Annotated in this window: 25 protein-coding genes; 13 read left to right on the plus strand and 12 right to left on the minus strand. The window is 67.0% G+C overall.

Annotation, left to right across the window (positions count from 1 at the left end):
- Nucleotides 1-237 precede the first annotated feature (237 nt).
- From AC3WLY_RS04620 to AC3WLY_RS04635, 4 genes are all read left to right on the plus strand, one after another.
- On the plus strand, nucleotides 238-1,182 hold the full coding sequence (locus AC3WLY_RS04620) for a metallophosphoesterase family protein (RefSeq protein WP_175959490.1): 945 nt from the start codon (nucleotides 238-240) through the stop codon (nucleotides 1,180-1,182).
- Nucleotides 1,183-1,201: 19 nt separating this feature from the next.
- The gene (locus tag AC3WLY_RS04625) at nucleotides 1,202-1,543 is read left to right on the plus strand and encodes a cupredoxin domain-containing protein (protein ID WP_175959491.1); all 342 of its coding nucleotides are present in this window, start codon (nucleotides 1,202-1,204) and stop codon (nucleotides 1,541-1,543) included.
- Between the two features lie 94 nt (nucleotides 1,544-1,637).
- Nucleotides 1,638-2,099: a cupin domain-containing protein gene (locus AC3WLY_RS04630; protein ID WP_425131699.1), complete on the plus strand. Its 462-nt coding sequence runs from the start codon at nucleotides 1,638-1,640 to the stop codon at nucleotides 2,097-2,099.
- Nucleotides 2,100-2,225: 126 nt separating this feature from the next.
- A complete protein-coding gene (locus AC3WLY_RS04635; protein ID WP_492308194.1) occupies nucleotides 2,226-3,365 on the plus strand; it encodes a patatin-like phospholipase family protein in 1,140 nt (379 codons plus the stop codon).
- A gap of 40 nt (nucleotides 3,366-3,405) precedes the next feature.
- Here AC3WLY_RS04635 and AC3WLY_RS04640 read toward each other — a convergent pair whose 3' ends face one another.
- A complete protein-coding gene (locus AC3WLY_RS04640; protein ID WP_492308193.1) occupies nucleotides 3,406-3,771 on the minus strand; it encodes a 3-phosphoglycerate dehydrogenase in 366 nt (121 codons plus the stop codon).
- A gap of 122 nt (nucleotides 3,772-3,893) precedes the next feature.
- Nucleotides 3,894-5,057: an alpha/beta fold hydrolase gene (locus AC3WLY_RS04645; RefSeq protein ID WP_492308192.1), complete on the minus strand. Its 1,164-nt coding sequence runs from the start codon at nucleotides 5,055-5,057 to the stop codon at nucleotides 3,894-3,896.
- Between AC3WLY_RS04645 and AC3WLY_RS04650 the strand changes: the two genes are divergently transcribed.
- The 6 genes from AC3WLY_RS04650 to AC3WLY_RS04675 all read left to right on the plus strand — a co-directional run bounded on the left by AC3WLY_RS04650 (nucleotide 5,056) and on the right by AC3WLY_RS04675 (nucleotide 10,659).
- On the plus strand, nucleotides 5,056-5,328 hold the full coding sequence (locus tag AC3WLY_RS04650; protein WP_492308191.1) for a hypothetical protein: 273 nt from the start codon (nucleotides 5,056-5,058) through the stop codon (nucleotides 5,326-5,328). The genes AC3WLY_RS04645 and AC3WLY_RS04650 overlap by 2 nt on opposite strands.
- Before the next feature lie 740 nt (nucleotides 5,329-6,068).
- Nucleotides 6,069-6,578 (plus strand): pyridoxamine 5'-phosphate oxidase family protein, encoded by a 510-nt coding sequence (locus AC3WLY_RS04655; RefSeq protein WP_175959497.1) that lies wholly within the window; start codon nucleotides 6,069-6,071, stop codon nucleotides 6,576-6,578.
- A complete protein-coding gene (locus AC3WLY_RS04660) occupies nucleotides 6,575-8,245 on the plus strand; it encodes a phytoene desaturase family protein (protein WP_244137227.1) in 1,671 nt (556 codons plus the stop codon). The genes AC3WLY_RS04655 and AC3WLY_RS04660 overlap by 4 nt, the downstream gene beginning before the upstream one ends.
- Before the next feature lie 255 nt (nucleotides 8,246-8,500).
- Nucleotides 8,501-8,959: an MEKHLA domain-containing protein gene (locus AC3WLY_RS04665; protein ID WP_310133033.1), complete on the plus strand. Its 459-nt coding sequence runs from the start codon at nucleotides 8,501-8,503 to the stop codon at nucleotides 8,957-8,959.
- A 247-nt stretch (nucleotides 8,960-9,206) separates the two neighbouring features.
- Nucleotides 9,207-9,515 (plus strand): ArsR/SmtB family transcription factor, encoded by a 309-nt coding sequence (locus tag AC3WLY_RS04670; protein WP_034180436.1) that lies wholly within the window; start codon nucleotides 9,207-9,209, stop codon nucleotides 9,513-9,515.
- Nucleotides 9,516-9,597: 82 nt separating this feature from the next.
- On the plus strand, nucleotides 9,598-10,659 hold the full coding sequence (locus AC3WLY_RS04675) for an alkene reductase (protein ID WP_425131692.1): 1,062 nt from the start codon (nucleotides 9,598-9,600) through the stop codon (nucleotides 10,657-10,659).
- Nucleotides 10,660-10,677: 18 nt separating this feature from the next.
- Here the strand turns inward: AC3WLY_RS04675 and AC3WLY_RS04680 are convergent, their stop codons facing one another.
- Complete coding sequence (locus tag AC3WLY_RS04680; RefSeq protein WP_425131691.1) at nucleotides 10,678-11,205, minus strand: GNAT family N-acetyltransferase; 528 nt, start codon at nucleotides 11,203-11,205, stop codon at nucleotides 10,678-10,680.
- Nucleotides 11,206-11,292: 87 nt separating this feature from the next.
- On the opposite strand from AC3WLY_RS04680, the gene AC3WLY_RS04685 reads away from it, so the two are divergent.
- A complete protein-coding gene (locus AC3WLY_RS04685) occupies nucleotides 11,293-11,904 on the plus strand; it encodes a LysE family translocator (protein WP_175959500.1) in 612 nt (203 codons plus the stop codon).
- A 117-nt stretch (nucleotides 11,905-12,021) separates the two neighbouring features.
- On the plus strand, nucleotides 12,022-12,405 hold the full coding sequence (locus AC3WLY_RS04690) for an alpha/beta hydrolase (RefSeq protein ID WP_492308190.1): 384 nt from the start codon (nucleotides 12,022-12,024) through the stop codon (nucleotides 12,403-12,405).
- On the opposite strand, the gene AC3WLY_RS04695 is transcribed toward AC3WLY_RS04690, so the two are convergent.
- On the minus strand, nucleotides 12,402-13,322 hold the full coding sequence (locus AC3WLY_RS04695; protein ID WP_492308189.1) for a phosphatidylinositol-specific phospholipase C: 921 nt from the start codon (nucleotides 13,320-13,322) through the stop codon (nucleotides 12,402-12,404). The genes AC3WLY_RS04690 and AC3WLY_RS04695 overlap by 4 nt on opposite strands.
- 6 nt (nucleotides 13,323-13,328) lie before the next feature.
- On the opposite strand from AC3WLY_RS04695, the gene AC3WLY_RS04700 reads away from it, so the two are divergent.
- Nucleotides 13,329-14,351, plus strand: coding sequence for a LacI family DNA-binding transcriptional regulator (locus tag AC3WLY_RS04700; RefSeq protein WP_492308188.1), 1,023 nt, complete (start codon nucleotides 13,329-13,331; stop codon nucleotides 14,349-14,351).
- 32 nt (nucleotides 14,352-14,383) lie between these two features.
- Here the strand turns inward: AC3WLY_RS04700 and AC3WLY_RS04705 are convergent, their stop codons facing one another.
- The 8 genes from AC3WLY_RS04705 to AC3WLY_RS04740 all read right to left on the minus strand — a co-directional run bounded on the left by AC3WLY_RS04705 (nucleotide 14,384) and on the right by AC3WLY_RS04740 (nucleotide 23,557).
- Nucleotides 14,384-15,244 carry a carbohydrate ABC transporter permease gene (locus AC3WLY_RS04705; protein ID WP_492308187.1) on the minus strand — a complete coding sequence of 287 codons (861 nt, stop codon included), beginning with the start codon at nucleotides 15,242-15,244 and terminating at the stop codon, nucleotides 14,384-14,386.
- Nucleotides 15,241-16,110 (minus strand): carbohydrate ABC transporter permease, encoded by an 870-nt coding sequence (locus tag AC3WLY_RS04710; protein ID WP_492308186.1) that lies wholly within the window; start codon nucleotides 16,108-16,110, stop codon nucleotides 15,241-15,243. Before AC3WLY_RS04710 ends, AC3WLY_RS04705 begins: the two co-directional genes overlap by 4 nt.
- A gap of 34 nt (nucleotides 16,111-16,144) precedes the next feature.
- Entirely contained in the window at nucleotides 16,145-17,383 is a 1,239-nt protein-coding gene (locus AC3WLY_RS04715; protein WP_310133009.1) for an extracellular solute-binding protein, read from the minus strand.
- A 174-nt stretch (nucleotides 17,384-17,557) separates the two neighbouring features.
- Nucleotides 17,558-18,766, minus strand: a complete 1,209-nt coding sequence (locus AC3WLY_RS04720) for a porin (RefSeq protein WP_492308185.1) — start codon at nucleotides 18,764-18,766, stop codon at nucleotides 17,558-17,560.
- A gap of 166 nt (nucleotides 18,767-18,932) precedes the next feature.
- Nucleotides 18,933-19,871: a helix-turn-helix domain-containing protein gene (locus AC3WLY_RS04725; RefSeq protein WP_425131682.1), complete on the minus strand. Its 939-nt coding sequence runs from the start codon at nucleotides 19,869-19,871 to the stop codon at nucleotides 18,933-18,935.
- Between the two features lie 68 nt (nucleotides 19,872-19,939).
- Nucleotides 19,940-20,527, minus strand: a complete 588-nt coding sequence (locus tag AC3WLY_RS04730; RefSeq protein WP_492308184.1) for a DUF3156 family protein — start codon at nucleotides 20,525-20,527, stop codon at nucleotides 19,940-19,942.
- Nucleotides 20,524-22,026 (minus strand): APC family permease, encoded by a 1,503-nt coding sequence (locus tag AC3WLY_RS04735; protein ID WP_175959508.1) that lies wholly within the window; start codon nucleotides 22,024-22,026, stop codon nucleotides 20,524-20,526. The genes AC3WLY_RS04730 and AC3WLY_RS04735 overlap by 4 nt, the downstream gene beginning before the upstream one ends.
- Nucleotides 22,027-22,216: 190 nt before the next feature.
- Entirely contained in the window at nucleotides 22,217-23,557 is a 1,341-nt protein-coding gene (locus tag AC3WLY_RS04740) for an aspartate aminotransferase family protein (RefSeq protein ID WP_310132995.1), read from the minus strand.
- Nucleotides 23,558-23,596: the final 39 nt, after the last annotated feature.

The following is a 23,596-nucleotide window of genomic DNA, read 5'->3' on the forward strand; positions in this document are numbered from 1 at the left end:
ACTCGGTGTCGCAGGCTATCGGGCGGCCATGACGCAAATGTGACGTATCGATTACAGGACATTAACAAGTCATCGTTCGGCATCCCGACAGCTGCCTTGCGCGTCCGCCGGCACCGGTGACCGAATTCACGCATCACGGGAATAAAACCGTCGCTGCGCCGGTATGGCACACGAAGGCGCCGGTTTATTCCAGGACGATCCGGCCGTCCCGTTTCGTCATACGATTGCGAGGCTCCCATGTCTTCATCGAATCCCACCCGCCCGTCGCGCCGCAAGGCCCTGCAATGCATGGCCTTCGGCGGCCTCGGCACGCTGTTTACGTTGTCGGGCGGCATCCTGACGCCGTTCGACCTCGCGCTCGCGCAAACCGGCGACGCGCGCCCGGCCGACGCGGGCCGGCCGCTGTTCGTGCAGATCAGCGACACGCACATCGGCTTCAACAAGGATGCCAACCCCGACGTGTCGGCCACGCTGCGGCAGACGATCGAACTCGTCAACGGGATGCCGGCGATGCCCGCACTGACCATCCATACCGGCGACATCACGCACCTGTCCAAGCCGGAGGAATTCGACCACGCGTCGCAACTGCTGTCCGCGCTGCGCGTGTCGGAACTGCATACGGTGCCCGGCGAGCACGACGTCACCGACGGTTCGGGCGCCGAATATTTCGGCCGGTTCGGCAAGGCGTCGGACAACCGCGGCTATTACAGCTTCGATCATGCGGGCGTGCACTTCATCGGCCTCGTCAACGTGATGCATTTCAAGCCGAACGGGCTCGGCAGCTTCGGCGACGACCAGCTCGCGTGGCTCGCGCAGGATCTGAAGGGCCGCTCGTCGAGCACGCCGATCGTCGTGTTCTCGCACATGCCGATGTGGACCATCTACGAGCCGTGGGGCTGGGGCACCGGCGATGCGCCGCAGACGATGGCGCTGCTGCGCCGCTTCGGCTCGGTTACCGTGCTGAACGGGCACATCCACCAGATCGTGTCGAAGGTCGAGGGCAACGTGACGTTCCACACGGCGCGTTCCACCGCGTTCCCGCAGCCGACGGCCGGCAACGGCCCGGGCCCCGTGCCGCTCACGGTGCCGCGCGACCAGTTGCCGAAGATGCTCGGCGTGACGACGGTGGAGTTCGCCGGCCACCCGGCCGCGTCGGCCCTGCACGACGCGACGCTGGCCTGATAACCATAAGGAGACCGACATGACCCGCTTCAAGCAACCAAGAATCATCGCGGCGCTGATCCTGTGCGCGGCCGCCGCCGGCACGCCGCTCGCCGCGCTCGCGCAGGGCCCCGACGGCCCGCTGGTCACGATCCACAACTTCATGTTTTCGCCGATGTCGACCACGATCAAGGCCGGCACGACGATCACGTGGAAGAACCTCGACGGGGAACCGCACACCGTCGTCAACGACGCCGGCATCTTTCATTCGAAGGCGCTCGACCAGGACGAGACGTACTCGTTCCGCTTCGACAAGCCGGGCGTCTACAAGGTGTTCTGCGGGATTCATCCGTACATGAAGGAGACGATCACCGTCGAATGACGCGGCCCACCCCGAAACGCGCGGGCGAACGGCAGGCGGTGGCGGCCTACAATGACCACCATCCCATTCGCCAGCGTGGCAGACGGAGCCGCCCATGCCCAGGATCGACCTCAGCGCGGTGCCCGAACGCCGCGGCAGCGGCTATCCGCGGCCGTTCGACGCGCCGTGCGCGCAGCGCATCCGCCAGCGCCTCGGCGACGCCGGCGGCCTGCGCGATTTCGGCGTCAACCTGATGCGCGTGCCGCCGGGCGGCTGGTCGAGCCAGCGCCACTGGCATTCCGACGAAGACGAATTCGTGTACGTGCTCGAAGGCGAACTCGTGATGATCGAGGACGGCGGCGAGACCGTGCTGCGCGCGGGCGACTGCGCGGCGTTTCCGAAAGGCTCCGGCAACGGCCATCACCTCGTCAACCGGTCGGACGCGGTCGCCGTCTATCTCGAGGTTGGCTCGCGCTCGCCGGACGACGTGATCACCTGCCCGGACATCGACATGATGAGCCCGAGCCGCGACGGCCGGTTCCTGCACAAGGACGGCACACCGTACCCGGACGCGTGACGCCCGCCGTACGGCGGCGCATGCCTGCCGATGCGCGTCAGGCAATGTCGATCCCCCGCCGCCGATCGCCTACACTGAATCCAACTGTTCGGATCCGCCCCACCGTCACACGCAGCGAGGCAAGCCATGACCGCGAGCCAGCCGGCACGAATGGATCTCCCCGGGCAAGTCGTGCTCGTGCTTCAGGGCGGCGGCGCACTGGGTGCGTACCAGCTCGGCGTCTTCCAGGCGATGGACGAAGCCGGCATCCGGCCCGACTGGGTGGTCGGCACGTCGATCGGCGCGATCAACGCCGCGCTGATCGCCGGGAATCCGCCGGAGCGGCGCTACGAGAAGATGCTGGCGTTCTGGCAGCGCGTGACCGAACGGACCCGCTTCGACGTGCCCGCGCTGCTGCCCGGCTGGGACAAGATGCTGGCCGAGCTGATGATCATCGGCGGCGGCATCGCGGGATTCTTCCAGCCCAATCCGGCATCGTGGCTCGGCCCGATGGTCCGCCTCGGCGTCGATCGCGCGTCGTACTACCGGATCGCGCCGCTGCGCGACACGCTCGCGTCGCTGATCGATCCCGGCCTGCTGAACGCGGGCCACCCGCGCCTGACCGTCAGCGCGGTCAATGCGTGCACAGGCACGATGCGCTATTTCGATTCGCGCGACACGCACCTGGGAATCGACCACATCATGAGCTCGGGCGCGCTGCCGCCCGCGTTCCCGGCGATACGGATCGACGGCGAGCCGTACTGGGACGGCGGCGTGTATTCGAATACGCCGGTCGAGGTCGTGCTCGACGACAATCCGCGCCGGAGCTCGATCATCTTCTCGGTGCAGATGTGGAATCCGGCCGGCCCGGAGCCCGAGAGCATCTGGCAGGTGTCGGAACGGCAGAAGGACATCCAGTACGCGAGCCGCACCGACAGCCACATCGCGCGCCAGCAGCAGATCCACCGGCTGCGCCACGTGATCCGCGAACTGGTCCGGCACGTGCCTGAAGCCGAACGCGCGTCGCCGGCCGTGCGCCGGCTCGCCGCGTGGGGGTGCGAAACCACGATGCGCCTGATCAAGCTCGCGGCACCGCGACTCGACGGCGACAATCAGTTGAAGGACATCGATTTCACGCCGGCCGGCATCGCGGCCCGCCGGCAGGCCGGCTACGACGCCGCGAAACGGGCGATCGCCGCCCGTCCGTGGGACCTGCCGATGGACCCGACGGAAGGATTGACGGTATTCGATCCGGACGCGCCGCCGGTTGCTGAAAATACGGCATGACGTGCGGCGTCGCAACCGCATGTCGATCGCCCCGGCGCGATCAGGTGCGCGCGGCCCGGAGGTGGGCGCGGCCGGCATCGCTCACCTTGACCTCCGCGATGCCACCGGGCACATGGTGCCGGACCACGTAGCCGCGCGCGCAGGCTTCCTCCCACACCGGCAGGCGCGGGCACGACGTGCGCCATGCGTCGATCACCTCGTCATAAGGCCGCGCGCGTGGCCCGATCCATTCGAGCAGGTCGAGGATCAACGGCTCGAGCGTCGCCGTTTCGCGCAGGCGTTCAGCCAGCGCGTCGACGCCCGGCTCGTGACCGTTCCAGATCGTGACCGCGTGACAGTCCAACTTGCGAAAGCTCCGCAGCGTGCGGAGCGTGTCGAAGTAATCGTCGAGGATCGTGATGTTCATGGAGCGCTCCTGGCAACGCCGTCATCCTGAACCGTGAGCACCAGCTTGGGAAATGAATTTATCTTGTCGATTCCTGCATTTTCCTGATCGATCCATTGTCGCCGCGCCTATCGCACGCGCGCTCACTGCCCCGCCGCGCGCACGACCGGCGCCGTTCCGGCGACGACCGGACACGATTGCGGCAACGCCTGGCCGAACAGCACGGCCAGCCCGCAAGCGGACGTGAACATGCCGAGATTGTCGTGCCCGACGCCCGGCACTTCGACGACCTGCTGCGCGAGATCGTCCGGGTGCCGCTTCTTCAGGTAATCGAAATACGCGAGCCCGCGCGCGAGCCGGTAGGGGCCTTGCGCCATCGCCGCGCACGAGCGGTCGATGAAATGCGTATACGGGTTCGTGTCGGCCTGCCCGAGCAGGTACACGACATGGCGCGCGACGTAGCGCGTTTCGAGTTCGCGCACGTCCTGCGACGCGACGTAAGGCGGCGCCGACTTCAGCCCGTATTTCCATTCCGTCGCGCGCGGGCAGGCACCGCTCGCGATTGCTTGCGCGTCCGGTCGTTCGTCGTCGAAATACAGGTAGCTCGACGGGTTCGCGATCACATAGCGCACGGCGATGCCGGCCTGCACCAGCGCATCGCCTTCGTGCCCGGCCACCGCGTAGCGCTGCAGCAATTGCGCGCCGGCCGAATGACCGATCACGACCACGGTCGACAGCGCGGGGTACAGGCTGCGATCGGCGAAATGCGCGAGCAACGCATCGAGCGCGGCGAACGAACTGACCGGGCCCGGCTGGCGCGCCGGTTCGCCGCCCTTCCATCCTTCCTGGGTCCAGGCCAGCGTCTGCGCGGGCAGCGAAAACGCGCGCGTATCGGCGCGCGTCAGGAACTGCGGGGCGACGACCATCGTGCCCTGCCCGGCCGCGCCGGCCTGCTCGACGACCTTGAGCCCCGACGCGTAGTACGCGTCGGCATTGCGCAGCGTGCCGTGAATCACGATGAAGACGCGCGTGACGTCGGGCGCGGTCGTGTTGAGCGGATGATCGGCATAGACGGGCAGCACCGCGCTGCCCTGCGGCGTATCGACGGCCACGCGCTGGTCGGCCACGGCCTTGACCGGGGCCTCGAGACGTTCGCGCTGCGTGGCGGCTTCGGCCGGACGCGCGCCGCCCGGCACGCCGATTGCGGCACAGGCTGCCGCGAGCGGAATCGAGCATGACAGGTTTCGGACGGCCGGCAGCACGCGCGAAAGCCGGATTCTTGCAAAGGCGACGGAAATGAGTGACATGGCGACGGACCTGGTTGCGGGTATCACTTTAACGGCGATGGACGCAGAATCCGTCGCGCGCTGCCGATCCGTTGCGGAAAGCGGTTCGGTCGGCGGTTCAGTCGGCCGGTTCGGCGCGGCCGCCACTGCGAACGCCGTGCCGAACGCACACCGGCGATCACCGCATCGATGCCGGCGCAGCCGCTACCGGGCGGCAGCCGTCGGAACGAGCGGGCCGCCGCGCCACGACCCGAAAGCGCTCGACAAGCTGCGCGCGCAGCTCGGGGAATGAAGAAGCAGCGGCGCGATTCGCGACCCCGGATTGCAGCGTGCACGGAACATCAAGCGGGCACCTCCAATGCATGTTGTCAAAATAATGCACGACGTATACAGTTGCATGTAGTGCATTAAATCGCGTTGCCTGCCGGACGAGTCGAAATCTGCGGCAGGCCTGACTTCATGCGGAACCTTCAATGTCCAAGGCTCACCATTGGAGCCACTTCAGTGCATCCAGCGCTATCGACCTCACTCAGTGTCATATACGACCTCGGCTTCGTATTGTTCCATTTGACCTTCTGGCGTTGGCTCAAGTGGCCACAGTCACTCGGGAACGGCGGGAGGCTCAATCAGAGCATTACCCAGACACTCAACGTGATGTTGAGTTACGTGCTCTTCGTCTATGGAGTGTCGCTCGGCTTGGTTGCAGCGCAGATCCAGGGGCCGCTTGCGCTGGCGGGAAGCGGATTCTGGTTGCTGAGGACGGTCGCGCAACCCGTCCTGTTTGCCAGAACGCGTTCGAGCTGGATCATGGTTGCAGTGTTCGCTCTTGGCGCAGGCCTGCACGTCGCGACGTACCTTACCGCCATGGAGGCGGGCATCGGGATACTGTCGCCCGGTAGATCGCTGTCGCGAAAGCGACGTCGAGAACCGACGACGTGTCGAGATCGAGGTGCATGAACATGCGCCACCTGACCTTTTTCCGCCGAGTTTCCCGGTTTTCGGGGGCTCCCTGAAACGCTGTCGCACATCATCATGAATGCAAGCCAACTCTTTCAACAAGCAACTGAAATCGTCAGTCATTGCGCCTTCTGTTTTGTATCTTCGAACGACGCGTCCGGTCAGATCAACTCCAGAGTCGTCGAGGTTCTGGAGATCGGGAAGGACCTCACGATTCGTTTCATGACCGACTCGAGAACGCGCAAAGCGTCGGAGATTCGCCAGGGGAAGACGATCAGTCTGTCCTTTCTCAGCATGGCTGACCGGGGATACGTCACGATCGGGACCGTCCCGACAGTCTCCGCGGAGACTGCGCTGAAGCAACGCATCTGGAAAGAATCACTGCGCACCTGGTTCCCCAACGGGCCGGACGATCCTTATGTGGTGACCGTTACCTGTGAGCCCGCCTGGGTTGAACTGTGGTCGCGCATGCGGGGGGTTGCGCCTGATCCACTGGGCCTCAACTCGGTCCGGCTGATTCGGAAGGATGGCGGCTGGCACGCCCGGCATACGTTCCCGACCGATGGCGAACCATTGCATCCTTGACCGCCCTCTCGACGCGGCGAGCCAAGCGTCGATCTCTGCCCTGTGGCGGCAAGTCTCGTTCGCCGGCGTTCGATGCGGTCGAGGCTTGCCGCGACTTCACCTTTCATGCACGACACGCAATATTGCTCTTCGTGCAAATCATGGAGGATCGTATGACGAGCAATGGCGAGCAACCCGTCGTCGTGATCGGCGCGGGCCTGGCCGGCCTGGCTGCCGCGCTGACGCTGGCACGCAATGACAGACCCGTCGTCGTACTGGAGGCCTCGGACGCAGCCGGCGGCTGCTGTTCCACCACGACGGTAAACGGTTTCACATTCAATAACGGCGCGATGTATGTAGCGGTGCCCTCGCTCATTCGCGCGTCGTTCCGGCGCCTTGGTCTCGACTTCGATCGCGAGGTTCCGATGGTGGCCATCGAACGGCCTCACGTTACGCATTTGGAGAATGGAACGGCCGTTCATCTATCCAGTGCCGGCACGTCGTATGTGGAAGGCGACAGGGAGGATTCACGGACACGGCAACTGCGTGACGGCCTTGGCAGGCTCCAACAGCAATGGGGCCCCATCTACCGCACGCTGGTTGATGAAGTTCTGCCGCAGGAGCCGTCGCTTCTACGGACGTTAAGCAAACTGTGGCGTTACCTGCCCCGCATGAATGGGCATGTCAGCCGCCTGATCGCGTCGCACTTCGCCGATGCGGACCTGCAGGCGGCTGTCGCATCGACACTGCTCTACACCGGGCAACCACCCGATCGCCTTCCGGCAACGCAGATCATTGGCTTGCTGGCCATGCTGGAGGAAGGATTCCATTTGCCCCGCGCAGGCATGGGCGCCATCAGCTCCGTCATGGCGCGCGAACTGTCCAGACTGTCGGTGCCGATCAGGTTCGGTGCCCATGTACGCGAAATCCTCGTAGAGAACGGGGCCGCTCGGGGCATCGCCCTTGCCGACGGCGAGCGCATCCCGACCGATTGCGTCGTGGCGACGTGTTCGGGTTTCGAAGTGGTCCGCCACCTGTTGCCCGCCCACGCCTTACCTCGGCGGCTAGCGCACACGGCGCGAGCGGCACCGCTCTCGCATCGCGCGATTTCAATCCAGATCGGCTGCTCCGGTGCCGTGCTGCCACGCGCCTTCATTACCAATCATGTTCCCCCGATGCCGCAACAGGCGGCCATGCATGTATCGACGCCCGGGGTTCCTCGCTGGCTCGCCTACACCTGTCCGTCACAGGTGCTCTCGGGGCTTGCGCCAAACGGCAACGCAGTATTGGAACTGTATGCGCCAGCAACGGGAATCGATTCCGCATCGAAATGGACGAGCGCGATGACGCAGGCCGTGGTCGGCGACTATCTCGACGCGATACAGGCCCATCTCCCCGGCCTTTGCCTGGAAGACGTCCGGGTATCGGATCCGCAGGATTTCGCGCGCGGACGGCACCTATACGAGGGTGCGCTCTACGGCATCGCGCCAGGCACCACGCCTGACAAGTTCTTTCCGCATCGGACAGGGCTGCGCGGCCTCTATCTCGGAGGACAAACGACGTTCCCGGGGTATGGCGTACCCACGGCAATTTTCTCCGGCGTCCAGGCCGCAGAAGCGGCCGTGCAAGACATACGCGGGCATGTGCGGATTGCGCCTTGCATCACCTCAGGCAGGTCGATTCAGTGAAACGGAAAGCTTGGGCAGTATCTTCATCCGGGCGTTTTCAAATGATCCGGGCGATTCGGTGACGGCCCGCAAACTCATGCTTGCGAGCACCGAATACCTGTTTTGCATCGGTGCGCTGAGTCTCGCACTCATGTTCAGCGCTTCGCCCCCGGCTGCCATGTTCGGAATGGCGTACCCGCGTGATCCGGCACGATGCGCAGCGTCGCATGAAGCTGCTGTATCGTAACGGCGTCCAATATTCCCGTGATGTGTCAGATGCCTCCGCTCTTTCGCAATCCAGCCTTCTATCAGTTGCTTGCCGACAGCCATGCTCGACTGCTCGGTCGCCCGCTCGTGCCGGCCACCATTCCCGAGAATGACGCAACCGAGTGGCTCTATGAGAGCGCCCCGTTCGCAGTGCTTGCACACAATACCGACCCCGATCCGCTTTTTATCTATGCCAACAAGGCCGCGCAGCGCCGATTCGGATATGGCTGGGATGAAATCACCCGGCTTCCGTCCCGGCTCTCTGCCGAAGCGCCGAATCGCGAGGAACGGCAGCAATTCCTCGCACGCGTACAGCGGCTTGGTTACGAGACCGGATACAAAGGGGTTCGCATCACGAAATCCGGCCAGCGCTTCATGATCGAGGAAGCAACACTGTGGCAACTTCTCGATACGGACGGCAGATTGCACGGCCAGGCAGTCGTCATTCCCCGTACACGCGACATCTGATTGCATTACCCGCGGTCCGCGCGAGACAACGCAAAGCCGGAATTGGTTGCGTCCGCCAACTGTAGAAAGAGCACCTGCGGCAGCCATGCGTGCAGCGCCGGTCAACCTCGCACGACGATAGCGAATCGCCTTGGGCGGCAGCTATCAACCCCATAGCCAGCAGTGCTTTCAAACATATCGTCAAATTACGATATATGATTCGTCCATCGACGATACCCGTCTGCCCAACCGAAACACCCGCTCCACCATGCCGACCGAAATCGACATCGACGCGATCCTGAAAGCGCTGTCCAACCCCGTACGCCGGGAAATCCTCAACTGGCTGAAAACGCCGGGCGAGCATTTTCCGGCACAGACGCTGCCGTACGACCACGGCGTCTGCGCGGGGCAGATCGACGCGCGCTGCGGGCTGTCGCAGTCGACCGTTTCCGCGCACCTCGCGACGCTGCAGCGCGCGGGGCTCGTGACGTCGACGCGGATCGGCCAGTGGGCGTTCTTCCGGCGCAACGAGGCCGTCATCGACGCATTTCACGACGCTTTGCGCCGCGATCTCTAGCCAACCGGCCGTATCGGCCACGCGGGCCCGCGTTGCGCATGACGCGATGGCGCGCCCGCCTTTCGTGAAGAGGTTATCTGTCATGCCCACGCTGTTCGATCCCGTTACCCTCGGCGACCTGACCCTGCCGAACCGCATCGTGATGGCGCCGCTCACCCGCTCCCGTGCGGGCGCGACGCGCGTGCCGAACGCACTGATGGCCCGCTACTACGCCGAACGCGCGTCGGCCGGCCTGATCATTACCGAGGCGACCTCGGTCACGGCGCAGGGCGTCGGCTACGCGGACACGCCCGGCATCTGGTCCGATGAGCAGGTCGAAGGCTGGAAGCAGGTGACGCAGGCCGTGCACGCGGCCGGCGGGCGCATCGTGCTGCAACTCTGGCACGTCGGCCGGATCTCCGATCCGGTGTTCCTGAACGGCGACCTGCCGGTCGCGCCGAGCGCGATCGCCGCGGGCGGCCACGTGAGCCTCGTGCGTCCGCAGCGTCCGTACGTGACGCCGCGCGCGCTCGAACTCGACGAAATTCCGGGCATCGTCGCCGCGTACCGCAAGGGTGCCGAAAACGCGAAGGCGGCCGGCTTCGACGGCGTCGAGATCCACGGCGCGAACGGCTACCTGCTCGACCAGTTCCTGCAGGACAGCACCAATCGCCGCACCGATGCGTACGGCGGCCCGGTCGAGAACCGCGCGCGCCTGCTGCTCGAAGTGGTCGACGCGGCGGTCGACGTGTGGGGCGCCGGCCGTGTCGGCGTGCACCTCGCGCCGCGCGGCGACGCGCACACGATGGGCGATTCCGATCCGGCGGCAACGTTCGGCTATGTCGCGCGCGAACTCGGCCGCCGCAAGATCGCGTTCATCTTCACGCGCGAATCGTATTCGGGCGACCACTTGAGCCCGCGCCTGAAGGAAGCGTTCGGCGGCCCGCTGATCGCGAACGAGCAGTTCACGCTCGACACCGCGCAGGCCGCACTCGCGAGCGGCAGCGCCGACGCGATCGCCTGGGGCAAGCTGTTCATCGCGAACCCCGACCTGCCGCGCCGCCTCGAGCTCGGCGCGCCGCTGAACAAACCGGTGCCGGAAACGTTCTACGCGGAAGGCGAAACGGGCTACACCGACTACCCCGCGCTGAGCGACGCGGCCTGACGGCCGGGCAGCACGTGTTCAGGCGCGCACGTCCGCGCGCATGAACACGCGCTGCGTCTCGTCGAGCCCGCGCGCGACGTGATGCGCGCGGACCGCGCGCAGCGTATCGTCGAGCGACGCGTCGTCGATGATCCGGAAACCGAGGCGCGCATAGTACGGCGCATTCCACGGTGCGTCGCGGAACGTCGACAGCACGACCTGCGCGATACCCTGCTGCACCGCGCGCGCCGTCACCTGTTCGATCAGGCGCGCGCCGATCCGCTGTCCGGCATGCGACGGCGCGACATCCAGTTCCTCCAGATACAGCCGCTGCGCATCGAGCAGCCGGTAGAACGCAAACCCGACGCACGCGCCCTGCGCATCGACCGCGACAATCGCGCGGCCGCCGTCGATGCGTGCGAGCACGTCGGCCGTATCGGTCGGCTCGCCATCGGCGATGTCGGTCATGCCGATCTCGCGAAACCGCTGCGCGGCGGCGACTTCCACGGCGGCCATCGCGGCCGCGTCTTCCCGCGTGGCGGGACGGATCAGGATCGATGCAGTCATGACGGCAATTCAGGCAGGCAGTCTGGAACGGCCGTCACTATAATCGAAACTTCATACGTTTCGAATGCCCCCTCCACGAGGTCCGTCATGACGTTGTCCGCGCTTGCCGTCTTCGCCTTCGCCCTGCTCGTCACCGCCGGCACGCCCGGCCCGAGCGTCGCCGCGCTCGTCGCGCGCGTGCTGACGAACGGCGTGCGAGACGTACTGCCGTTTCTGGCGGCTATGTGGCTCGGTGAAGCGCTGTGGCTCACGCTCGCGGTCGCGGGGCTGTCCGCGTTCGCACGCACGTTCGAGACGGGCCTGATCGTGCTGAAGCTGCTCGGCGTCGCGTACCTGCTGTTCCTTGCGTGGAAGATGTGGACCGCGCCTACCGGGACGGGCGCGGACGACCTGCCGCGCGGCCAGTCGCCGTGGCGCATGTTCGTCGCGGGCATGCTGGTTACGCTCGGCAATCCGAAGATCATGCTGTTCTATCTCGCGCTGCTGCCGACCATCGTCGATCTCACGCACGTCGGTGTCGTTGCATGGGCCGAACTGGTCGGCACGATGCTCGCGGTGCTGATCCTCGCCGACTGCTTCTGGTCGCTGCTCGCGGTGCGTGCGCGGGCCCTCCTGACGTCGGCGCGCGCGAAGCGGATCGCGAACCGCACGAGCGCGGCCGCGATGGCGGGGGCGGCGGTGGCGATCGCGACGCGGTGATACGGTATCGCGGCGTTGTCGTGGAATCCGGCCATGCCTGATGTACGGGGAACACTACCTCCGTGAGCGCGGATCTTCCCCCCGGCCGTCAACCATCCGGGCGACACTGCCCTCGACATGAGCCGCGCGGCCGACCTGCGAGAGTTCGTCGAGCGACCCGCCGACATCAAGGCCTACGTGCTGGCCGACCCGCTCGACGAATTCCCGACCGCCGATACGCTGAAGGACGTGCATGCGCCGATCCAGCTCTGGGGATCCGAATCGGGCGGCGACGGCGTGGAGCCGGAAACGGTCCACGCGCTGGCCGGCTTGCTGCCGCAACGGCCGGAATTTCACGTCGTGCCGAATGCCGCGCATTTCGCGTTTCTCGCGCCATGCCCCGATCAATTGATGCACCGCGCACCTGAAATCTGCAACGATGCGACGGGATTCGATCGCGCAGCCTTCCACGAAACACTCGATACCAAAGCACTCGCGTTCTTCAGCGCGAATCTCCGCTAACAGCGAAACGCCTTGCGCCAGACGCCCGGCGCCGGCGCATGGTCGTTGCAGTCGATCAGCGTGCGCACCAGCGCCCAGTCGTCGTCATCGCAGAAATCAAGCAGCATCGCGCCGCACGAGCCGCGCTGCTCGCGCAATCGTTCGGCCAGCCGCGCATGAATGCCCTGCACCCTGCCGTCGCCGTGCGCAACCGTCGACGGATTCGCGCCCATCCCCGTCCCGCTGCAGAAGTTGATCGCCCAGCGGCCGCTTTCCGGTGTCGGCAGGTGCGTGAGCAGCGCGTCGATCGCGCGCCACTTCCAGCCGATCGACGCAGCCACCGGCACGCGGTATTCGTCCTGGATCACGAACGCACCGTCGGGATGATCGATCGTGAACGTCGCGTTGTCGGGCCACGCGGTCAGGTCGATGCCGAGCGGCCGGCCGCTGCGAAAGCGCCGCAGCAGCACGACCGCGCCGCGCACGTCGCCGAGCGCGGGCAGCGTGCCGCCGGCATGCCAGCGCAGCCGCGGGTGGCGCGCGCGATGCGCGTCGAACGTCGCATCGAAGCCGCGCGTGCACGCATGCGCCGGCCATTCGTCCTTCACCGACATCACGATGCATTCGCGCGGATGCGCATCGAGAAAGCGTGTGCAGGTTGCCAGCACATCGTCGAACGTCATGCCGAGCGCGATGCCGCCGTGATGGATGTCGAACGCATCGCGCACGTGCCGGCAGCGGATGTCGAGCAGCCGCACGCCGTGCGCGAGCTGCGCATCGAGCGGCGCACGCTGCGTGCGCACGAGCCGATCGTCGACGGTATACGCACAGGTGTCATGGCTGCCCGGTAGGGTCAGCGTATGCAGCAGCCGCGCATCGTCGAGCGCCGACATCCAGTCGGCGGGCGGCATGCATGTTTCGTGGCTCGAACGGATCATGAATCGATGAATGACAAGGAAAAAAAACCGTGGGTGACGGCGTCGGATGTCGCGGCACGCGCCGGTGTATCGCGCTCCGCGGTGTCGCGCGCGTTCTCGCCGACGGCGAGCATCGCGCCGCAAACGCGCGAACGCGTGATGGTCGCCGCGCGTGCGCTCGGCTATCAGGTCAACCTGATCGCGCGCGACATGATCACGCAGCGCAGCAGCATGATCGGCGTCGTGACGGCCGGCTTCGAGAATCCGTTTCGCGCGCGGCTGCTGACGGACCTGATGGCCGCGCTCGGGCAGCGCGCGCTCACGCCGCTCGTGACCAACGCGGAAGATCCGCGCCAGGTCCGGCAATCGCTCGAGCAACTGCTCAGCTACCGGATCGCGGGCCTCGTGATGACGTCCGCGTCGCCGCCGCTGTCGGTGGCGCAGCAGTATCTCGAACACCGGATCCCGGTCGTGATGATCAACCGCGACGCGAACCTGCCGGGCGCGGATATCGTCGTCAGCGACAACGCGGCGGGCGCCGTCCATGCGGCGCAGCGGCTCGTGCGGGCCGGCGCGCGCCGGCTCGCGTTCGTCGGGCCGCGCGGCGCGAGCTACAGCGCGCAGTCGCGCGCCGCGGCGTTCGAGCATGCGATCGGGCGCGGTGACGCATTCGACGCGACGCTCACGCGCGTGCTCGACACGCCGTCCGACACGCATGCATGCGGGATCGACGCCGCACGGCAACTGTTCGCGTCCGGCGAGCGGCCCGACGGCGTGTTCTGTTCGTCCGACCTGCTCGCATTCGGCGTGATCGACGCCGCGCGCAGCGAATTCGGGTTGCGCGTGCCGGACGACCTGCGCGTGGTCGGCTTCGACGACATCCCGGCAGCCGAATACGACGCCTATCGGCTGACGACGCTCCGGCAGGACACGCGCGGCCTCGCACATGCGGCGGTCGACCTGCTCGCCGACCGGATGCAGACGTTCGACGGCCCGTCGCGCACGCGTGTCGTGCCGGTCACGCAGGTGGTGCGGCATAGCTGCGCATGACACGGTGAAATCGGGCGCGGCGTTGCCGCGCGTCACTTCAACCCGCCCGCGAACCCGCGCAACAGGTAGCGCTGCACGTAACCGGCCACGGCCAGCGTGGGCAGCGACGCCATCAAGCCCGCGCTCATCAGGTCGCCCCAGTCGATGCCGTTCTCCGTCACATAACCGGCGATCGCGAGCGGCAGCGTGAAGCGACTCGGCGTCGACACGAACAGCAGCGCGATCAGGAACTCGTTCCATGCGGCAATGAACACGAAGATCGCGGTCGCAATCAGCCCCGGCGCGCACAGCGGCAGCACGATCTGCACGAGCCGTCGGGCCAGCCCCGCGCCATCGATGCAGGCCGCTTCCTCGTATTCGACCGGTACGTCGCGCACGAACGCGAGCAGCATCCAGATCGCCATCGGCAATGCGTAGATTTGATACGCGAGCATCAGGCCGAGCGTCGAATCGAGCAGGTGCAACCGCTTCGCGAGCGCGAACAGCGGCACCGCGATCGTGATCGGCGGCATCAGCTTCAACGCGAGTACCAGCACCAGGAACAGCAGGTCGAGCCGCGCCGGAAACCGCAGCCGCACGAGCGCATACGCAGCCGGAAACGCGAGCGCCAGCGCGAGCAGCGTCGTGCCGAATCCGACCAGCAGCGAATTGAAGAGCGGCGCGCCGATGCCGTTGGACCACACCGACGCGAAATGCTCGAAGGTCGGCGCGGCCGGCCAGATCCGCAACGGATGATCGAGGCGCTCGAGCGTCGGCATGAAGGCCGCACCGGCCATCCACAGGCAAGGCAACAGCAACAGCGCGAGCGCGGCAACACGCAGCGCCGACGGCACCGCGCGACCGAATGCGGCGCCCGTTCGCGTGCGTGAGATGCCCGAGGGTTGCGCCGTCATGCGCGCCGCTTGCGAACCGTCTGCCATACATACCCCGAGACCAGCAGCGCGGACGCCGCGAGCATCAGCACCGACGCGGCACTCGCCGGCCCGACGTTGAAGAAGCGGAAGCCCGTGTCGTAGATATAGGTCGACAGCGTCTGCGTCGCGTTGCCGGGGCCGCCGCCCGTCAGCGCATAGACCTTGTCGAACAGCTTGAACGTGTCGATCGAGCGCAGCAGCAGCGCGAGGCCGATCTGCGGCGCCGCGAGCGGCAGCGTAATGTCGCGCAGGCACTGCCACTCGCTCGCGCCGTCGGTGCGCGCGGCTTCGTACAGTTCGCTGGGAATCGACTGCAGCCCGGCCAGCACGATCAGGAACGCCATCGGCGTCCACTGCCACACGTCGACGAGCGCGAGCGACCACAGCGCGAGATGCGGATCGGACAGCCAGCGCACGCCTTCGATGCCGAACGCCGCGAGCAACTTGTTCAGGAATCCGTCGAAGTTGAGCCAGTTGCGCCAGATCGCGGAGCACACGAGCGTGGACAGCATCATCGGCAGGATCGCGAGCGGCAGCGCGATGCGCCGCCCCGGAAACGCGCGCACGAACAGCAGCGCGAGGCCGAAGCCGAGTGCGACCTCGGCGAGCGACGCCACGATCGTGAAGCGCAGCGTATTGCCGAAGCCGGCCGTGAACGCGTCGTCGCCTAGCACCGCGCGATAGTTCGCGAGCCCCGCGAACGCGCGGCGGCCGGCCGCGTAGTCGACCCGGCAGAACGAATCGATCAGCACCTGTGCGACCGGATACAGCGCGAGCGCGGCGAGCACCAGCAGCGCGGGACCGAGCAGCGCGACGAACGGCAGGCTGCGGCCGAAGGCTTTCATGCGCGGGTTCCGGGCGACGTATCGAGGCGGGTCGTCACTTGCCGGCCGCGGCCATCGCCTGCGCGATCTTCTGCTGCGCCTGGCGCAGTGCGGCGTCGGGCGCGGCCTGTCCGGTCAGCGCGAGTTGAAGCTGGTCGCCGAGAATGCTCTCGACCTGCTGCCAGTCCTTCACGCGCGGCCGCGCACGACCGGCCTCGAGCGCCTTCAGTTGATCGGGATACCAGCGGTACTGGCGCACCAGCGCCGGATCGGCGAACACGCTGCGGCGGGTCGGCGGAATGCCGATCCCGGCGAGGCGCGTCTGCGTGTCGCGGGCGGTCAGGTAAGCCAGGAAGTCCTGCGCGAGCTTCGCGTGCGGCGCGTCCTTCGGAATGCCCATCTGCCAGATGCCGAGCATCGGCGCCGGGCCCGCGGTCTGCCCGGGCGGCGGCTGCAGCGCGATCTGCCCGACCACGCGCGACTGCTTCGGATCGTCGAGCGCCGGCACCCATGCAGGCCACACCTCGATCGACTGCGCGGCCGTGCCGCGCTGCAGCGCATCGCGCACTTCCGCCGCGCCGTACACGTCGACGTCCTTCGGCGCGGACGCCTTCAGCGCGAGGAACGTCTTCAGCGCGGCCTGCGCGTCGCGCGAATCGATCGTCACGTTGCCGGCATGGTCGAACACGTCGCCGCCGTACGCCCACAGGATCGGCAGGAAGCCCGTCACGACCGGGTTGCCCTTCGTGCCGCGAAACACGACGCCCGACACGCTCTTGTCCGCGCCGCCGACGGTCTGCGCGATCTTCAGCACGTCGTCCCAGTTGCGCGGCGGCTGCAGCTTGTATTTCGCGAGCAGGTCCTTGCGGTACGCGAACATCTCGACGTTGCCGACGATCGGCAACGCATACAGCGCGCCGGCCGCGTTGCGGCCGAGCGCGACGGCGGACGGCACGAGATCGGCGTCCGCGAGCGACGCGGGCAGCGGCTTCAGCCAGCCGTTGCCGATGAATTCGGGCGCCCACGTGTCGTCCATCATCACGAGGTCGTACGCACCGGTGCCTTCGCGCATCGACAGCTTGAGCTTCTGGTACAGGTTCGCGTTCGGCAGCTTGAGCAGCTCGATCTCGGTGCCCGGGTGCAGTTTGTTGAAACCGGCGACGGCGTCGGCCAGCCCCTTGCCGTAGATGTCGTCGCGGCCTGCGATGACGAGATCCGCGGCAACGGCGTGCGTGGCGGCGAAGGACAGCGCAAGGGTGGCGGACAGCGCGCGCAGGCGGCTCAGCAAGGTCATGAGGTCTCTCTCGTTCGGCGTGGTGGCGGGACAGCCAGGCGTTGCACACGTGTGCAACGCGGGCGACGCTTCCGGCTGCCTGAAGCGAACGCCATTGTTCACGCCGATCGTTAAGAATTTATGGCACGCGGCGGAAGAGACAGCCGCCGGGCCCGCCTGACCACACGGGCCCCGTCAGAAGTTCACGCGGATCCCGGCCATCACCGCCAGTTGCCGGCTCGAGTTGCTGTTCGCGAGCACCGGAATCTGCGCGTAGTTCGCCGCGTTGCCGTTCGTATCGGTGCCGAGCCCCGTGCCGCTCGCGATCTGGCCGATCGCGACCGCGTACAGCGCCGTGCGCTTCGACAGGCTGTAGTTCGTGCCGACGTTCAGCTGGTGGAAACGCGTCGTGCCGCGCCCGTCCGTATGCGCGGCGTTGAAGATGTACGCGACGCCGCCCTGCAGCGCGGGCGTGAACATGTACGTGACGTTCAGCTCGCCGATGTCGAACGTGAACGCCTGCGTGCGCGGCTGTGCGGCAGTCGAGAAATAGCGGCTGTCGCCGAGGCGCGTATGCGTGTACGTGAGTGCGACCGTCGCCGCGCCGAACGTCACGGAGCCGCCCGCGCCGAACGCGCGCATCGAGCCGGCATCCTGCAGCAGGCAATACATCGCGCCCGGGTTGCTGCACGCGAAATCGCCGATATAGCCGCTCGCGCCGCCGAGCGCCGCATCGAGCGGCTGGTGCAGGTCGAGGTAGCCGACCGAGAACGCCACCGGCGCGCGCGTGTATGTCGCGGCCACCGCATAACCGCGCTTCGCGGAAAAATCGCCGGCCTGCCCGCCGAAGCTGAACGTACCGCCGAACGTAAGGCCGTTGAAATCGGCGCTGGTGAACTTCACCGCGTTGTTGAAATTGAACGCGGCGTTCAGGTTGTCGACGTCGCCGAGATGCGAGCCATACGGCGTCGCCCAGTTGTTGCTCGACACATACGCGCTCAGCATGTCCGTATACGAGTCGTATTGCCGGCCGAGACCGAGCGTGCCGATCCCGTCCTGGCGCAGCCCGACCCACGCCTGCCGGCTGAATGCGGTGCCGCCCTGCAGCGCCTGCCCGTTCGCGGACAGGAACTGCTGTTCGAGCGTGAACACCGCATCGAGCCCGCCGCCGAGCGGCTCGGCGCCCTGGAAGCCGAAGCGGGACGGCACGAGGTTGCCGCCGCCCATCTGCCACGCATGGCCGCCGCCTGTGCTGCCGTCGGCGCGCGTGAACTGCTGGTTCGTCGAGTAGATGATGCCGGTGTCCACGGTGCCGTAAAGCGTCACGCTGCCGGAGGCCTGCGCGTGTGCGTGCATGCAACCCAGCGTAGCCGCGGCCGCGGCCAGTCGTCGTCCGATCTTCATGTCCCGTCCTCTGGAGTCGTCGATTCGCAGTGCAAACCGATGGTGTTGTCGATAGGGGTGACGGGACTCTATCCAGCGAAAATTCAGGACCTCTATCGCAAATCGGCAAACGGTGGATCGCGCTTCCTGCGACGATGTCCGACGACGCCGTCGCGGTGCGCGTGCGTCAGTCGGGACGCGTCGTCTGGGAAGGCAGCTCGCCGAACAGGTCGCGATACTCGCGCGCGAAATAGCCGAGATGCGTGAAACCCCAGCTCGCGGCGGCCTCGCCGACGCCGAGCTGCCGTACCGGCGTCGTGCGCAGCATGCGCCGCACCGCGTTCAGCCGGATCGTGCGCAGATAACCGACCGGCGTGACGTCGGCAACGCGCTGGAAGCTGGTTTGCAGCGTGCGGCGGCTGCAGCGCAGCGCGCGGCACAGTTCGAGCACGGTGACGGGTTCTTCGGGCCGGTCGCGCAGATGCTTCTCGCAGCGGCTCACGATGTCGCTGTAGGTGGCATGCGTGATGTCGCGGCGCTCGACGCCGATGCCCTGTTCGAGCGCATCGAGGAACATGCCGAGCATCGCGTCGCGGAACATCTTGCGGGTGGCCGCGTATTCGAGGTGGCCGGGGTCGCGCTGCGCATCGTCGATCAGCGACGACAGCCGCACGCCGAGCGCGACGCCCTGCTCATCGGACAGCCGCGTCACATGCCGCAGCTTGCGCGCGCCGGCCGCGCCGAATTCGGCCTCGCACAGCTCGTCGACCATGTCGGATGCCGCGCTGATCCCGACGAGCCCCATCCCCTCCGGCGTGTGGAACTCGAAATCCTCGCCGGCACGCAGCGCGAGCAGCGCATAACCGTCGACCGGCTGGCCCTGGAACGTGCCCGCGAGCGGCACGGACAGCGGCACCGCGAGCGACGTGCGTCCGGCCGGCGCGAGCCCGGTTTGCGCGACGCGCCGGTTGGTCGTTTCGCGGAAGAAGTGGAAATCGTCGTACAGCACCTGCGTGACCGTGCCCCTGAAGCGGCCCGGCGTCATCTGGCGGTAGACCTGATGCCAGCCCGCGATCGCGAGCCCGTGGTCGTGCACGTCTTCGTGCGAGCGTGACTGGAACAACATCGGCGCCTCCGGTAAAACCCTGATTCCTGGATGCGACCGAGGCGTTCGCCCCGCCGCAACGCCACAGCTTACCCGCGCAAAAACCTGCGCAGTGCCGTTTCGAACGCAAGACAGGCCGCCGACAACGCGGCCGCCTGCTCGCCGGTCAGCCGGACGTAGCGGCGAAACGACGGCATCCGGTTCACGACCTCGCTGCCGCCGAACGGCACGATCGCGAGCGTCCAGCGGCCGTCGCGCGCGTCGATCGCGCAGTCGGTCAGGTGCAGCGGCCGCAGCGCGTCGGCCAGCGACGGCTCGGCGATCAGCGCAGCCACCGTGGCGACGAATCCGAAGTCGCATCCCGGCGCTGGCGCCGCATCGATACCCGTGCGGCGCAGCCAGCCGGTCTGCCGCACACGGGCGCGGCCCTGCGCGACCGGGCCGTGTACAGTCACCGCCACCTTCACGCTGACCGTATGCATCAGGAACTGGCGCTCGACGCGCTCTTCGACGCTCACGCGCACGCCGTTCGGCAGCCGCGCCGTCGGGCTGCCCACATCGTCGGTATCGCGCACGGCATGCAGGTCGGCGAGCACGCGCGCGGCGATCGCGCCGGGCCGATGGCCGGGCGGCGGCGCATCGGGCGCCGCACGCCACCGGGCGAGCGCGGCCTTCACGACGCGACGTGCTCGTTGCGCAGCACTTCCTCGACCGGCACCGGCCTGAACGGATGCCGGCGCTGCACGACGAGCGTCCAGAACAGCGCGTACAACGCGGTAAGCCCGAGCATCGCGCCGAACGGCACGTAGATGTCGCGCGCGTTCATGCCCGGCGGCGTGATGTACCAGATCGCGAGCACGATGCCGACGCTCGACACGATCTGCGGCAGCGGGAACAGCGGCGAACGATACGGGCGCGGCAGGTCCGGGCGGCGGATGCGCAGCATCACGACCGACGCGGTGACGAGCAGGTACGCGGTGCCCCACGCGCAGGTCGCGGCGAGCACGAGGTGCAGGATGCTGTCGAGATTGCCGTTGATCAGCCACGCGTGAAAGATCGGCACGACGGCCGACGCGACGATGCCGACCACCGGCGTCTTGAAACGCGGATGCAGGTACGCGAAGCAGCGCGGCAGCGCGCCGTCGATCGCCATCCCGTACAGGATCCGCGGCAGCCCCGCCATCAGCGTGTTGATCGTCGCGGCGCCCGCGAACAGGAATGCGATGCCGAACCAGATGCGGCCGAACGGGCCGAGCACCTGCAGCGCGAACGCGGGAATCGCGCCCGGCGTGTCGAGCAGGTGCGTGAGGCCGTCGGGGCTCACGGGCACGTTCGCGACCTGGCGGCGGATCGCCGCGCCATACAGAAACATGCAGATCGCGACGCCGACGAGGCCGATCGTCATCGCGCGCGGAATCGTGCGGCCCGGCGCCTTCATTTCCGGCGCGAGCGGCGTGACGAACTCGCAGCCGACGAACATGAACATCGCCATCCCGACCAGCGACAGCACGGCCGGCACCGACGTGCCGACTTCCGAGCCGCCGAACCAGCCGTCGAGATGCACGGCCGGCGCGGCCGCGAGCCCGAGAATCCCGAAGATCATCAGCGACAGCCACATGCCGGCCGTCAGCACGATCTCGAGCTTGCTGAACACCTTGATGCCGACGATGTTGGTGATCGCGAACGTGATTACGAGGCCGACGCCGACGAGCCAGGAGCTGTTGTGCTTCTCGAACGCGGCGTTCAGCGATTCGAAATTGACGAGCGCCATGATGCCGCTCAGGATCGTCTCCGCCGTGCCGGCGAACACGTGCACGAGGAAATACGCGGAAATCGTGCCGGTGATCGCCCAGAAGCGGCCCAGCCCGCACGACAGGTAATCGTAAACCGAGCCGGCCGTCGGCAGCATCGCGGCCGCTTCGGAGAACGTGGTCGCCTGCGCCTGCATCATCACGAACGCGATGATCATCGCGACCGCGAACGCCCATCCGCCCATCCCGAAGCCCGACGTCGCGGTGAGGATCACCGGGCTCGCCATGATGAGGCCGACGGCGCTCGCCAGCGCGGTCGGAAAGCCGACCGCGCCCGCCTTCAGCGCCGTGCCGCCGCCCGCTTCGGCCGGCGTGCCGGCGGACGTATCGCCCGCGGCGCCGGTAACTCGTGACCATTCCGACATCGTTGTCTCCTTCCCTTGTTGACCTGAACCCGCGCTTCGGCACCCGGGCCTCCTGTCGATCACACCTCGATCCGATGTCGAAAAAATACGCAGGCAAAATAAACCGGTCATAGCGCAAATCGGCAAACCGGCGGCGGCGGCCAGGCCGCACGCCGCCGGTTTGCGGTCACGCGCTCATGCCGTCATGCCGTTATGCGAACGGCACGGCCTCGAAGCCCGCCGCGAGCGCGTCGACGATCCGGTCGAGCTGTTCGCGCTGGATCACGAGCGGCGGCGACAGGATGATCTTCGTGCCGACTGGCCGCACCAGCACGCCGTTCTCGCGCGCGACTTCCGCGACCGCGTTCGCATAGCCGGACAGCGGGTCGATCGGCTCGCGCGTCTGCTTGTTCGCGACGAGGTCGAGCGCGAGCATCAGCCCCTTGCCGCGCACCTCGCCGACCGCCGCGAAGCGTTCCGCGAACGGCTGCAGCGCTTCGAGCAGATACGCGCCCTGCTTCGCCGCATTCGCCGGCAGGTCTTCCTTGACGACGATGTCGAGGCTCGCGATCGCGGCCGCGCACGCGACCGGGTGGCCCGCATACGTGTAGCCGTGCATGATCGCGCCGCCGAAGTCCGCATTCGCGGCGAACGCGTCCTCGATCCGCGCGTTCACGACCGTCGCGCCGAGCGGCACGTAGCCCGACGAGATCCCCTTCGCGAGACACATGATGTCCGGGCGCACGCCCCAGCCGCGGCTGCCGAACATGCTGCCGCTGCGGCCGAAGCCCGTCACGACCTCGTCGGCGATCAGCAGCACGCCGTAGCGGTCGCACACCTCGCGCACGAGCGGCCAGTAGTTGGCCGGCGGCACGATCACGCCGCCCGCGCCCTGGATCGGCTCCGCGATGAACGCGGCGACCGTGTCGGGGCTCTGGAACTGGATCTCGCGCTCGAGCATTTCCGCGCAGATCCGGCCGAGTTCCTCCGGGTCCTGCGTGAACGGGTTGCGGTACAGCCACGGCGTCTCGACGTGGAAGCAGCCGGGCAGGTTCGGCTCGTAGTTGCGGCGGAACACCGTGTTGCCGTTCACCGACGCGCCGCCGAAGTGCGTGCCGTGATAGCCCTGCTTCAGCGAGATGAACTTCGTGCGATCGGCTTGGCCACGCACCTTCCAGTACTGGCGCGCGATCTTCAGCGCGGTCTCGATCGCGTCGGAGCCGCCCGAGCTGTACAGCACGCGGCGCATCCCTTCCGGTTCGAGCATGTCGATCACCTTCTTCGACAGCTCTTCCGCACGCGGATGCGAGATCCCGTCGAACAATTGGAAGTATTCGAGCTCGTCGAGCTGGCGCACGATCGCGTCCTTCACTTCCTTGCGGTTGTGGCCGACGTTGACGTTCCACAGGCCCGCGACGCCGTCGACGAGCTGCCGGCCCTCTTCGTCGAACACGTAGCAGCCGTCGCCGCGCACGATGCGGATCGGTTTGCGCTGCTTCATTTCGTTCGGGTGCACCATCGGATGCCAGAATTTTGCTTCGTTGTAGCTCATTGCAGTCTCCACTGTCGGATCGTTTGAACCTGGGTTATT

The organism is Burkholderia sp. FW306-1C-G01B (assembly GCF_058781685.1).

Coding starts and splice junctions, on each gene's coding strand:
- AC3WLY_RS04710 (WP_492308186.1), bottom strand. CDS start 16,110: ATGAAAGCCTTCGGCCGCAGCCTGCCGTTCGTCGCGCTGCTCGGTCCC.
- AC3WLY_RS04650 (WP_492308191.1), top strand. CDS start 5,056: ATGGCGACGGACCTGGTTGCGGGTATCACTTTAACGGCGATGGACGCA.
- AC3WLY_RS04625 (WP_175959491.1), top strand. CDS start 1,202: ATGACCCGCTTCAAGCAACCAAGAATCATCGCGGCGCTGATCCTGTGC.
- AC3WLY_RS04635 (WP_492308194.1), top strand. CDS start 2,226: ATGACCGCGAGCCAGCCGGCACGAATGGATCTCCCCGGGCAAGTCGTG.
- AC3WLY_RS04695 (WP_492308189.1), bottom strand. CDS start 13,322: ATGATCCGTTCGAGCCACGAAACATGCATGCCGCCCGCCGACTGGATG.
- AC3WLY_RS04630 (WP_425131699.1), top strand. CDS start 1,638: ATGCCCAGGATCGACCTCAGCGCGGTGCCCGAACGCCGCGGCAGCGGC.
- AC3WLY_RS04620 (WP_175959490.1), top strand. CDS start 238: ATGTCTTCATCGAATCCCACCCGCCCGTCGCGCCGCAAGGCCCTGCAA.
- AC3WLY_RS04690 (WP_492308190.1), top strand. CDS start 12,022: ATGAGCCGCGCGGCCGACCTGCGAGAGTTCGTCGAGCGACCCGCCGAC.
- AC3WLY_RS04680 (WP_425131691.1), bottom strand. CDS start 11,205: ATGACTGCATCGATCCTGATCCGTCCCGCCACGCGGGAAGACGCGGCC.
- AC3WLY_RS04665 (WP_310133033.1), top strand. CDS start 8,501: ATGCCTCCGCTCTTTCGCAATCCAGCCTTCTATCAGTTGCTTGCCGAC.
- AC3WLY_RS04700 (WP_492308188.1), top strand. CDS start 13,329: ATGAATGACAAGGAAAAAAAACCGTGGGTGACGGCGTCGGATGTCGCG.
- AC3WLY_RS04655 (WP_175959497.1), top strand. CDS start 6,069: ATGAATGCAAGCCAACTCTTTCAACAAGCAACTGAAATCGTCAGTCAT.
- AC3WLY_RS04640 (WP_492308193.1), bottom strand. CDS start 3,771: ATGAACATCACGATCCTCGACGATTACTTCGACACGCTCCGCACGCTG.
- AC3WLY_RS04645 (WP_492308192.1), bottom strand. CDS start 5,057: ATGTCACTCATTTCCGTCGCCTTTGCAAGAATCCGGCTTTCGCGCGTG.
- AC3WLY_RS04720 (WP_492308185.1), bottom strand. CDS start 18,766: ATGAAGATCGGACGACGACTGGCCGCGGCCGCGGCTACGCTGGGTTGC.
- AC3WLY_RS04740 (WP_310132995.1), bottom strand. CDS start 23,557: ATGAGCTACAACGAAGCAAAATTCTGGCATCCGATGGTGCACCCGAAC.
- AC3WLY_RS04715 (WP_310133009.1), bottom strand. CDS start 17,383: ATGACCTTGCTGAGCCGCCTGCGCGCGCTGTCCGCCACCCTTGCGCTG.
- AC3WLY_RS04675 (WP_425131692.1), top strand. CDS start 9,598: ATGCCCACGCTGTTCGATCCCGTTACCCTCGGCGACCTGACCCTGCCG.
- AC3WLY_RS04685 (WP_175959500.1), top strand. CDS start 11,293: ATGACGTTGTCCGCGCTTGCCGTCTTCGCCTTCGCCCTGCTCGTCACC.
- AC3WLY_RS04670 (WP_034180436.1), top strand. CDS start 9,207: ATGCCGACCGAAATCGACATCGACGCGATCCTGAAAGCGCTGTCCAAC.
- AC3WLY_RS04735 (WP_175959508.1), bottom strand. CDS start 22,026: ATGTCGGAATGGTCACGAGTTACCGGCGCCGCGGGCGATACGTCCGCC.
- AC3WLY_RS04725 (WP_425131682.1), bottom strand. CDS start 19,871: ATGTTGTTCCAGTCACGCTCGCACGAAGACGTGCACGACCACGGGCTC.
- AC3WLY_RS04705 (WP_492308187.1), bottom strand. CDS start 15,244: ATGACGGCGCAACCCTCGGGCATCTCACGCACGCGAACGGGCGCCGCA.